This is a genomic window from Nostoc sp. CCY 9925 (genome assembly GCF_963920935.1).
Lineage (GTDB): Bacteria > Cyanobacteriota > Cyanobacteriia > Cyanobacteriales > Nostocaceae > Nostoc.
Genome location: NZ_CAWUDO010000095.1, coordinates 18192 through 29316, shown reverse-complemented (window position 1 = coordinate 29316; position 11125 = coordinate 18192). Strand labels below are relative to the sequence as shown.

12 protein-coding genes are annotated in these 11125 nt (G+C 39.6%); 8 read left to right on the top strand and 4 right to left on the bottom strand.

The annotated features are described in order from the left end of the window. Window positions 1-28: 28 nt before the first annotated feature. The gene (locus ACM0OY_RS31850) at window positions 29-292 is read right to left on the bottom strand and encodes a DUF6717 family protein (RefSeq protein WP_414572764.1); all 264 of its coding nucleotides are present in this window, start codon (window positions 290-292) and stop codon (window positions 29-31) included. A gap of 93 nt (window positions 293-385) precedes the next feature. Between ACM0OY_RS31850 and egtC the strand changes: the two genes are divergently transcribed. Further along, window positions 386-1174: an ergothioneine biosynthesis protein EgtC gene (gene egtC / locus ACM0OY_RS31845; RefSeq protein ID WP_414572763.1), complete on the top strand. Its 789-nt coding sequence runs from the start codon at window positions 386-388 to the stop codon at window positions 1172-1174. A gap of 118 nt (window positions 1175-1292) precedes the next feature. Here the strand turns inward: egtC and ACM0OY_RS31840 are convergent, their stop codons facing one another. Then, window positions 1293-2747 carry an ABC transporter substrate-binding protein gene (locus tag ACM0OY_RS31840; protein WP_414572762.1) on the bottom strand — a complete coding sequence of 485 codons (1455 nt, stop codon included), beginning with the start codon at window positions 2745-2747 and terminating at the stop codon, window positions 1293-1295. Window positions 2748-2881: 134 nt separating this feature from the next. Then, a complete protein-coding gene (locus ACM0OY_RS31835) occupies window positions 2882-4258 on the bottom strand; it encodes a protein kinase domain-containing protein (protein WP_414572761.1) in 1377 nt (458 codons plus the stop codon). 504 nt (window positions 4259-4762) lie between these two features. Between ACM0OY_RS31835 and typA the strand changes: the two genes are divergently transcribed. The 6 genes from typA (at window position 4763) to ACM0OY_RS31805 (ending at window position 9148) form a co-directional block, all read left to right on the top strand. Then, a complete protein-coding gene (gene typA, locus ACM0OY_RS31830) occupies window positions 4763-6553 on the top strand; it encodes a translational GTPase TypA (RefSeq protein WP_414572760.1) in 1791 nt (596 codons plus the stop codon). A 145-nt stretch (window positions 6554-6698) separates the two neighbouring features. Then, window positions 6699-7886, top strand: coding sequence for an AAA family ATPase (locus ACM0OY_RS31825; protein WP_414572759.1), 1188 nt, complete (start codon window positions 6699-6701; stop codon window positions 7884-7886). Next, window positions 7874-8029 (top strand): BrnT family toxin, encoded by a 156-nt coding sequence (locus ACM0OY_RS31820; protein ID WP_414572767.1) that lies wholly within the window; start codon window positions 7874-7876, stop codon window positions 8027-8029. Before ACM0OY_RS31825 ends, ACM0OY_RS31820 begins: the two co-directional genes overlap by 13 nt. After that, entirely contained in the window at window positions 8013-8246 is a 234-nt protein-coding gene (locus ACM0OY_RS31815) for a hypothetical protein (protein WP_414572758.1), read from the top strand. The genes ACM0OY_RS31820 and ACM0OY_RS31815 overlap by 17 nt, the downstream gene beginning before the upstream one ends. 28 nt (window positions 8247-8274) lie before the next feature. Continuing rightward, window positions 8275-8514 (top strand): YgiT-type zinc finger protein, encoded by a 240-nt coding sequence (locus tag ACM0OY_RS31810; protein ID WP_414572757.1) that lies wholly within the window; start codon window positions 8275-8277, stop codon window positions 8512-8514. 46 nt (window positions 8515-8560) lie between these two features. Continuing rightward, on the top strand, window positions 8561-9148 hold the full coding sequence (locus ACM0OY_RS31805) for a Uma2 family endonuclease (protein ID WP_414572756.1): 588 nt from the start codon (window positions 8561-8563) through the stop codon (window positions 9146-9148). 129 nt (window positions 9149-9277) lie between these two features. Here ACM0OY_RS31805 and ACM0OY_RS31800 read toward each other — a convergent pair whose 3' ends face one another. Continuing rightward, window positions 9278-9721, bottom strand: coding sequence for a DUF29 domain-containing protein (locus ACM0OY_RS31800; RefSeq protein ID WP_414572766.1), 444 nt, complete (start codon window positions 9719-9721; stop codon window positions 9278-9280). Between the two features lie 169 nt (window positions 9722-9890). Here ACM0OY_RS31800 and ACM0OY_RS31795 point away from each other — a divergent pair, with 169 nt between their 5' ends. Further along, the gene (locus ACM0OY_RS31795; RefSeq protein WP_414572755.1) at window positions 9891-11057 is read left to right on the top strand and encodes a DUF58 domain-containing protein; all 1167 of its coding nucleotides are present in this window, start codon (window positions 9891-9893) and stop codon (window positions 11055-11057) included. Window positions 11058-11125: the final 68 nt, after the last annotated feature.

Sequence of the window (11125 nt, the reverse complement as noted above, 5' to 3'; positions counted from 1 at the left end):
GACATTTTCAGATCTGTTTTAATTTTTATTAGTAAATAAGATGCGGCCGCCCTGACGAATAAAGGCTTTCAGCTTTGCAATATATTTTATTTGGTGGTTCCCTGAAGTATTTTAACAAAGCTGGACATAGCCAACCTTGCAAATTGTTTTTATTCCAGTAATACCAATGACCGTTATACTCTGACCTCAACCCAATTATTTCAGCTTGATAACCAGGAAACGGATTTGCAGAAAACAAAAGTTTAAAGCCTTCATCAACATTAGCAATCCCCTCAACCAAAATATCGATCATTTCGGGTACGCCACCGCTAATTTAGCCAAAAATCAGCTAATTTTTAGTAAAAAAGCTTATGCTATAAAGCTATTGGGAGCAAATACTTTAATCATGTGCCGTTTATTAGCCTACCTCGGTTCGCCTATTTCCCTGGAATATCTTCTATATAAACCAGAACATTCATTGATAGTCCAGAGTTATCAACCCCGCGAAATGACCTCTGGGTTAGTAAATGTAGATGGCTTTGGTGTCGGTTGGTATCATAGCCAAAAAGATATGGAACCTTTTACCTACAAAAATACCCTACCTATTTTGAATGACATTAATCTACCAGGTCTAAGTCGTTATATTGAATCAAAATGTGTACTAGCTTATGTCCGCAGTGCAACACCAGACCAAGCAGTAGATTTTGCTAATTGTCAGCCATTTAACTATCAACAATTACTATTTATTCACAATGGACAAATTGAGAATTTCCGCAAAACATTACACAGAAAAATCCGTAGTACTTTAACTCAAGATTTTTACGAAATAATTAATGGTAGTACTGACTCCGAACATATTTTTGCATTGTTACTTTCGCACAGCCAAATTAATAAACACCGACCTCCAGAATATGCTCTACGCAGCACATTATTAACGCTTTTAGATATGGCAAAACGCTATCAAGTAAAAGCCTCACTCAATGTCATATTTAGTGACGGACATCGCCTGATAGCCTCTCGCTTTGCTACCAGTTCACCAGTGCCATCTCTTTATTGGATACGAAACGATCCAGCTTTCCCTAAATCGGTCATTATTGCATCCGAACCTCTATTTAAAGGTAATTGGATTGCTTGTCCAGAAAATAGCATCATTAGTGTGGCAGCAGACTGTGAGATCCAAATAGAGCAAATTTAGCTTTAGTCTTTAGAAATAGGAGTCGGGAATGGGGTGAGAAGCATGTTTATAATCTCCCCACACTTCCCTCTTTCTTCATCTCTCTCATCTTCCCTACTCCCTATTTCCTATTCCTTAATTACTTCTTATTCAACAATACAAAATCGTAATTAGTCCCAGAAGAACAACGCTCACAACGCTCAATTTTAACTAATAAAGCTTCTCCTTGACGCTCACCTGAAGGCGAAAACATAATATTTCCTGTAGCTCCAGAAGTTGAAAAATCAAGATTAGATAGTACCTTTTGTAAGCCTTCGCGGGTGTTATTTTCTTTCAAGCCAGCGATAATTACTTGCATTGCATCATAAGCTCCCGCTGTTCTCTGATTTACCCGTGCCTTCCAAAGCCCAAAAGCATTTTCCGCAAATGGGTTATTTTTATTTGCATCACGATGCCAATACACAGGTACTACCATTCCTTCAACATCTCTGCCATTTTCTAAAGTTTTTGCACTATACATAGTTTCGGAAGCAAACAGTGGTTTTCTGCCTTTAACCTCTTGTGCAACTTTAGTAGCATAACTTATACTTCTGAATGAAGGTATTAGTAAAAAACCACTGGCATTTTCTGTTTCTATAGCTTGATCTACAAAAGCTTTGGGGTCAAAATTTTTATCTGCTAAATTACAAGACGTACTAATAACTTTACTGCCATATTTTTCGACCGCTTGAGTGTACTGTTCTACTAGTACCCCACTAGATGAAGAAGTTGAATTATTTCCTGAGCTACGAATATCGCCACAAATAGCAATATTCCTCCCTTGTCGAGCAATGTAGCGAGCATGAGTATCTACTAAATTCTCATATAGAGGATTTATATGAAATAAGTAGTTATTGTTGGCAGTATCCTGCTGATTATTTACTGCATTTTGCTCTATATTTTCTGAATTTTCTGCTTGATTTGGACGCTCGACGGGTAAGACTAACACTAACCTTTTTTTATTATAAATTGCGGCATCACGTCTCACACCCACTGCGGCTACAATACTCTGGTCTTCAACTAATTCCTTATCTAGCTTTTCAGAATCTTCTCGATTCTCAACACTTGCAATGACAATTTGCAATTTTTTACCATTAATTCCACCTTGATTATTAACTTCATTTTGAGCTTGAGCTACACCACGCAAAAGTTCTTCTGCTAAATTTTGATCGAAGTTAACTGGTGCGATGACAGCAACTTTTAAGCTTTCTGAATTATCTCGCGCAATTTTAGCGTTGTTTAAATAAATTAAAGTTTCTGGATCGTTGGGATTATTTTTCAGAGAAGCGGTAAATTTTTCCACAGCAGTGCTAAACTTTTTTTCCCCAAAAGCTTTAACTCCATCTGTTTTTTCTGGGTATGTTTGTACTTTTACTAAAATTCTCGTACCCAAATTTATTAATGAAGATGAAGTTGATATAGGGTTCGATATGGGGTTTGATGATGGTACGATAGTAGATGAAAGTTTGCTTATTAACCACAAAATCAGTGCTACCATTATTCCAGCTATCCCAAGAGAAATCAGCAGTCTTAAGTTTTCTTTTTTAGTTGTCATGAATAATTCTCCCAATTATATAAATTTGCTCAAAAATGAAGATATAATCAGAATTCTGAAATCACAATAGTTTACGAAGTCTATATAATCATCATACTACATTAAGTATGAATGTTTGAGTGCTGAATGATTCACTAAAAATATTGAGAAATAAGTTTGTTGACGATTTGAGATATACCGAAAATAATAACTGTTACAAAACCTGCAAGAATAACTAGCAAAATTGCAAGTAATAACCCATTTATACCAGATTGTAAAAGATTTTTAGCTAGCAAATTTTTGAAACTCAAGACAATCAGTAAATTGGCGATGATAGCAATAATAATTAAATAACTTTTTTCCACAACTGAGCGAGATTGAATAAATACTAAACCTGCTAAAATTATTAACCACAATCCTGAGCTAATCCAAGTAGTTCCGAGAAAACTGATTAGAGCGATCGCTAAGAAGGAACTACCACTTGCAGCAATTATCGCTCCCCGCAATAATTGATTATTAGGGAATAGTGCAAGATATCGAGAACCAGTTGTTTGTTGTTGAACTTGTGATTGTGTTTCTAATAATCCAGAAGGCGAAAGGACTGTAGGAGGTAATGTATTCCTTAACCGTGGTAACTTATTCAAGTCTTGTAATACAGCCTGTGCAGACTGATAACGCTGTTCGTGATTTTCTTTAATTAATTTATCAATAATTAGCTCTAATTCATGACTTATGGGTTGCTTTAAATATTGTCGCCAACTAGAAGTCCAACTATAACCTTGTTTCATCCACAAACTTGACGGAGAAATATTAGTTAGTAGATGAAAGCAAGTTATTCCTAAACTGTACATATCACTAGAAGGAAAGACTTTACCCAATTGCATTTGCTCAATGGGTGCATAACCTAATGAACCAATAATTGTCCCCAGTGCAGTGTTTGTAGTTTCCCTCCTTTGCTTCGACACCCCAAAATCAATTAGCATTAACTTATTATCATTTTGACGACGAATAATATTTTCTGGCTTCAGATCTCGGTGAATTATGTCTTGTTCGTGTACAGCTACCAGCACAGATAACAAATCATGCAAAAAATATCGAATCTTAAGTTCATCAAAAACACCCTGCTGTTTTAACTCCTGCAACAGATTTTGCCCTTCAATAAACTGCTGCACTAAATACAGATATTCACCTTCCTTAAAATATGCATACAAATTAGGAATTTGTAGATGTTCCCCTAGTTCTTTGAGGCGTTTGGCCTCTCGCTCAAACAACTCAGTTGCTTTTTTATGCGCGTCAGTACCTTGAGAGCCATAAAATTGACTTAAAACCAACTGCTTAACAACACATTGTTCATCGAGCTTGTCTATATCTTCTGCCACATATGTGCGTGCAAACCCTCCTCTGCCTAACACTCCAATAATCCGATAACGATTTCTGAGCAGGGGTATCAACTTTGCCCCGCAACTGAGACAGAAATTTGTACCGTCAGGATTTTGGGGATTTTCGCAATTAGGGTTCAGGCAGCAGATCATAATAATTATCTTATTGCTGTCATTATTATTAATTTTTAAAATATACCTTAAAACCAATAGAAACTTTGTACTGCAAAGTTTCTACATGGATAGCAAGCAAAGGTGCGTAGGTGAAACCCGCCGTAGGCATCGCACCTTTGCAAAGGAACTTCATCATTAACTTCAGACAGAGATATGTAATCGACAGCACAATTAATAATCTCTTGTTAACAATAGCCCTATAAACTAATCCTTCGTCTTGTTGAATCAACCCAATTCTAATCAGATATATCGCCCTTCAAGCAACAGTGCAGGTAACATCAGCTTTTTTTCATCCCGTAAACGCCGCAATTACCGCACATCCGCCATTATCACCTTAATAAAACTCTCCGCAATTGTGACGATTACGCTAGAATTATTAAAGGTTCTTTACAGAATTTGCCGATCGCCCCCAATTCTGTTAGAAAAGCCTAGCATTCAAATGTAAATCTAAAAACCCCCTCTAACAGTTCACCAAAAGTTTCTATGACGCTCCCAATTCGCAACGTCGCAATTATCGCCCACGTTGACCACGGCAAAACCACCCTGGTTGATGCACTCCTCAAACAGTCCGGCATTTTCCGTGAAGGTGAAGACGTTCCGGATTGCGTCATGGACTCCAACGCCCTCGAACGGGAACGAGGAATTACAATTCTCTCCAAAAATACAGCGGTTCGCTACAAAGACACACTAATCAATATTGTTGATACTCCTGGACACGCTGACTTTGGTGGTGAAGTAGAACGCGTACTCGGCATGGTTGACGGATGTCTTCTGATTGTCGATGCCAATGAAGGCCCAATGCCCCAAACGCGCTTTGTACTGAAAAAAGCCTTGGAAAAAGGGCTACGCCCCATTGTTGTTGTCAACAAAATCGACCGTGGTCAAGCTGACCCCCACGTTGCTGTTGATAAAGTTTTGGATCTGTTCTTGGAATTAGGCGCAGATGAAGACCAGTGTGATTTTACCTATCTGTTTGCCTCCGGTATGGGAGGCTATGCCAAAGAAAGCTTGGAAGCAGAATCGGTAGATATGCAACCACTGTTTAATGCGATTCTGCAACACGTTCCACCACCAGTGGGCGACATCAACAAGCCTCTGCAATTGCAAGTCACAACCCTAGATTATTCTGAATACCTGGGACGGATTGTAATCGGCAGAATTCACAACGGCACTATCCGTGCTGGACAGCAAGCGGCTTTGATAACAGAAAATGGCACAATTGTCAAGTCCAAAATCAGTAAATTGATGGGCTTTGAAGGTTTGAAGCGGGTGGAAATGGAAGAAGCCACTGCTGGTTATATTGTTGCCGTGGCTGGTTTTGCTGATGCTTACATTGGGGAAACAATTACTGACCCCAATGAACCACAAGCTTTACCACTAATTAAAGTGGATGAGCCAACCTTGCAAATGACCTTCTGGGTGAACGATTCACCTTTTGCAGGTCAAGAAGGCAAGTTAGTGACATCAAGACAAGTGCGCGATCGCCTTTTCCGCGAACTTGAAACCAACGTTGCTTTGCGGGTTGAAGAAACCGATTCTCCCGATAAATTCCTAGTTTCCGGTCGTGGCGAACTCCACCTGGGTATCTTAATCGAAACCATGCGCCGCGAAGGCTTCGAGTTTCAGGTATCTCAGCCACAAGTAATTTACCGCGAAGTCAACGGCCAACCTTGCGAACCTTATGAACTGTTGGTATTAGACGTTCCCGCTGATGCTGTGGGTAGCTGTATCGAACGCCTCGGACAACGCAAAGGTGAAATGCAAGATATGCAACCCGGTAGTGGCGATCGCACTCAGTTAGAGTTTGTGATTCCCGCCCGTGGTTTGATTGGCTTCCGGGGTGAATTCATGCGGATGACTCGTGGTGAAGGCATCATGAACCACAGCTTCCTCGACTACCGTCAACTCAGTGGCGACATTGAAGCCCGTAACAAAGGCGTTTTAATCTCCTTTGAAGAAGGCGTTTCTACCTTCTACGCCATGAAGAACGCCGAAGATAGAGGAGCATTCTTTATCACTCCTGGCACTAAAGTTTACAGAGGCATGATTGTGGGAGAACACAATCGTCCCCAAGACTTGGAATTGAATGTTTGTAAAACCAAGCAGTTAACCAACCACCGCGCCGCTGGTGGCGATGAATTGGTGCAGTTGCAAGCACCAATAGATATGAGCCTAGAGCGTGCTTTGGAATACATTGGTCCCGATGAATTGGTGGAAGTTACACCTAAATCAATTCGTCTGCGGAAGATGTCGAAGAAGTTAGCGAAACGGTAAGTTAAGTTTAGTTACTTAATTCATTTCAAAAGCCCGTGTTCAGCGGGCTTTTTATTTTGTAGTAATAGGAAAATAAATATATAGATACTTAAATGGGTAACATAACGCTAGATAATTCGTTGTGTTCAGGGTCTAGTGTGTATATATGTCGTGGAATTCTACAGTCTTTAGTATCTGTGCTTCAGGCAATTCTTGGTTATGGGCTGCTTGGAGTACCATTGATGATGCTTATAATTTTCTAGAAAAGCCTGAAAAGCATTTGGAAACCGATTGTTTATTCTTTGCTGAAGCTCCTTCTAAAGAAAATGCCATTACAACAGCTCGTAAACTCTTAGGTACTAATATTAAACAAATAGGCGATGGATGGGCAGTAGAAGTTTGTAAGGAGCTTGATAAGAAACCTAATCTTGATGCTGACTTACGTACAGGTAACGGAAAATCGAACCATAGAGGAACAAGAGTTTCAGAAAGTTCAGATGTAAATCCTCCAATCATTACTGATGAGCTTCAGGAATGTCTAAATCAACTTCATTCATTGACTGGATTAAGTACCGTCAAATCTACTGTTCAGGAGCTGGTAAACATTGCGAAAGTATCCAAGTTGCAAGCTCAAGCAGGTATCAAAGCTCCTGCAATCACTAGACATCTTGTATTCACAGGAAATCCTGGCACAGGCAAAACTACAGTAGCAAGGATTATGGGTGAAATATATAAGAATCTTGGGGTTTTATCAAAGGGTCATTTTATCGAAGCAGACCGGACTAATTTAGTTGCAGAATACCTTGGTCAAACAGCACCCAAAACAGCAAAAGTAGTTGAATCTGCTCTAGGTGGTGTACTTTTTATTGATGAAGCTTATTCTCTTGTTCCAGACGGACGTAGTGATATGTACGGACAAGAAGCAATTAATACTCTCTTAAAAATGATGGAAGACTATAGAGAGGATTTAGTAGTTATTGTCGCAGGCTATAAAGGGGAAATGTCTCGATTTATTGAATCTAATCCTGGTCTAAAGTCCAGATTTGCACGGTCAATTCACTTTGAAAACTATAGTTCGTCTGAGTTAACGGAAATTTTTAAACTCATGTGTGAACAGCATGGCTATTTTTTCTCAGAGAAGACCCTAGAAGCAATAGGTTATTTAGTCAATAAATTTGAAGATAAAATTGGAGATCTTGGAAATGGTAGATTTGTGAGGAATATCTTTGATCGTTGTATTGCTATTCAATGTAATCGTTTAGCAGAATTAGCTAAACCATCAAAGAATGACTTGAAAACCTTCTTGCCTACGGATGTTCCCGCTCATGAGCAACTAGCGCAATATCTGGTTTAAAATTAATTTTCCTTATTATTAGCTTATCCAGGTTTGGACAACTCTTAGTTGTTGCACATACTGATAGAGACGAAAAGATACGAATTATCAGCGCCCGAAAAGCTACCCGCCAAGAGAAGAGGTTTTATGAAGAAGGAAGTTGAAAACGAAATGGAAGATGAATTACGTTCTGAGTACAACTTCGCTCAAATGGAAGGGGGGGTTAGAGGTAAATATGTTGAGCGATATCGTAAAAAAAACAACCTAGTGCTGTTAGATCCCGATGTTGCCCAAGCTTTTCCCAACGATGAAGCGGTCAATGAGGCATTGAGGTTGTTAATCAAGGTTGCCCAGCGTCAGCAATCGAACAATATACTATAGCAAACAGAATAAAAGTTTAGGTGTATGTATGGATTATAAATGCCAGTATTGCGAAGGAACCGTTCAACCCCGAACTGTCAAGCGCGAGGCATTTAAACATAGAGATGGATTTGTCATTTTCGAAGATGTAGCAATTGGTGTTTGTGATACCTGTGGCAATCGGTACTACTCAGCAGATATTCTTCATGCGGTTCATGCTGTTGCAACTGGAGCGAAACCTCCTGAAAGAACAGAACAAATTCCGGTCATTCATCTAGAATCAGCATAATTAACGTCGTTCCAACAGCTGAGCCGATTTTGCTTGTAACTGAATTATGAAAAATATTGAGTTAACGCAAGGAAAAATCACAGTTCCAGAAAGCACCACTCTAGAAGAGTTCTTAAAACTTCCATATATTGAGGAGTCCCCAGCTTGGGAATATATTAACGGAGAGGCAATTCAGAAACCAATGGCAGGAGGTAAACACAGCTTATTGCAAAAACGTTTAGTTGCAGTAATTGATGCTTTAGGCAGTAATTACGAAGCTTTTCCAGAATCGCGCTGTACCTGCGGTAATCGTTCAGTAGTTCCTGATGTAGTTGTTCTCTCCACCAATCAACTACCACTGGATGAAAGCGGTGAAATGATTAGCAGTGGTATTGATTTTGCACCTACTTGGATAATAGAAATTCTTTCCCCTGCTCAAAGTCAAACTAAAGTCACTGGCAATATTTTACATTGTTTGAGAAATGGCAGTCAGCTAGGATGGTTGATTGATCCAAGTGAACGCTGTATTTTAGTTTATCAGCCTGATCGCTTACCAGATTTGTTAGCAGGACAAGATATATTATCAGTGTTAGAAAATATAAATTTAACACTCTCTGTTGATGAAATTTTTGCTTGGTTACAGCGAAAAAATTGATATTATTCCTTTTGAGTAAGGCACGCGATCGCTATCCAACAGGCGTTTTTACAGAAAGCGATCGCCAATGATTTGCATAGCTTTGCAGTGCAATTTTTATTTTACAAAAATCAGATAAAATTTATATATTTAATGCAAATAATTATTATCTAATAATTGTGCAAGAGTGTAAGGACATTTTTCTGGAAAAATAGTTAAATCGGTTTTAATTCGTACAAAATCAACCGCACTTTGATAAATATTCTCTAAATCATCCTGTAATTTATTCATTAAATTCGTGGTTAGATGATTATTTAAGTCATATCTAAAAGTTTTAATTTCTCCAAACCAATGACGATAATTTTTTTCATATTCTACTTGCCAATACTCTAGTAATAATATATGAATAATAATTTGCCTTAGCAAACTTTTTGCTTTAGCTAAATCTCTTTTTCCCAAATTGATTAATTCCTCAATTAAGTTTTCTAAATCAAGTTGGTTAAACTGTTTCTGTTTTAATAATTCAATAGTTTTTTCTAACCATAAATTCTCATCGGTTTCATAAAGTTTTTTTAAGTTGGTAGTAATTGTCATATCTTTACCTTCTACCGACATTCCATGAATCTTGTACGTTTATTTATAATCTAGCTTTGTTCTCAGTCTTACAGCTTTGAAAAATCTGGGTGTTGGCGTAGCCCGTCGTAGACATCGCTAAACCCTAAAAGACTGTGAATTTAGGGTGGTGTTGGGTTAAAAAAGAAACATGAAAATCATCAAACCCATCACCAACTTCTTAGAAACCCGCGCCAGTGCCCCTGCATACGGCGGTTGGGTGCTAGCGGCAACGGCTATTTGTTTTTTTGGCGCAGGTATCAATACGATGGCTGGTTGGCTGTACGCCATTAGCGGCATCAGTTTTGCCCTTTTGGCTGTAGCAGCGATATTACCACCACGATCGCTTACAAATCTTTCCATCACCCGTCGCCCAATTCAGCCTGTGTCAGCAGGTGATGAACTGGCGGTAGAATTGGAAATCTGCAATCATACACAGCAGGCTGTAAGCTTGTTGCAAGTCGAAGATATATTGCCTTTCGTCTTGGGCAGACCAGTACAAAAGGCGATTGAGACAATTCCTAGCCAAGGTAGTTACCGTTGGGTATATTACCAACCTACCCAGCGCCGGGGCATCTATCGCTGGCACACAGTCGAACTTGGTTCTGGTGCGCCTTTGGGGTTATTCTGGTGTCGTCGTCAGCGTGATTGTGCTGCTATAGCGATCGTTTATCCGACAGTATTACCCTTGGCTACTTGCCCCCTAGTGGATGAAATGGGGCAAGAAGAAAGCAAAAGAAGCGATTACCGTGGTAAACCCTTGCAGACAGCGACAACAGGGCTAGTGCGATCGCTACGTCCTTACCGCGTCGGAGATCCCACCCGTCTGATTCACTGGCGGACTAGCGCCCGTTACGGAGAATTACGGGTACGAGAGTTAGAAATAGTAACTGGTGGACAAGAGATAGTTATTGCCCTTGACAGTGCCAGCAATTGGCAAGAAGAAAACTTTGAACAAGCAGTAATCGCCGCCGCCTCATTGTATTTTTATGCACAAAAGCAGCAATTACAGGTGCAACTGTGGACAGCATCCACAGGTTTAATTAAAGGAGAGCGTTTTGTTTTAGAAACCTTAGCAGCAACCACTACCTTAGAAGATGCCAGCACACCAGTTCCCAAAAGTCATCCTTTGATTTGGCTGACTCAAAACTCTCACAGCCTTGCAACTCTGCCTCAAGGTAGTCGTTGGGTTTTGTGGCAGAATATCTCCTCGCCACCAGAATCAGAAGTTATCAATTGGGAGCATCCTGGTATAATTTTGCAAAGCGATCGCCCACTACAACCCCAGCTCCAAAAAACAATAGGACATGGGGGATAAGGGGCAAAGGGGAGAATAATAACTCCTAACTCCCCACTCGCTAACCAAGTTAAGCTTCTGTGATTTCC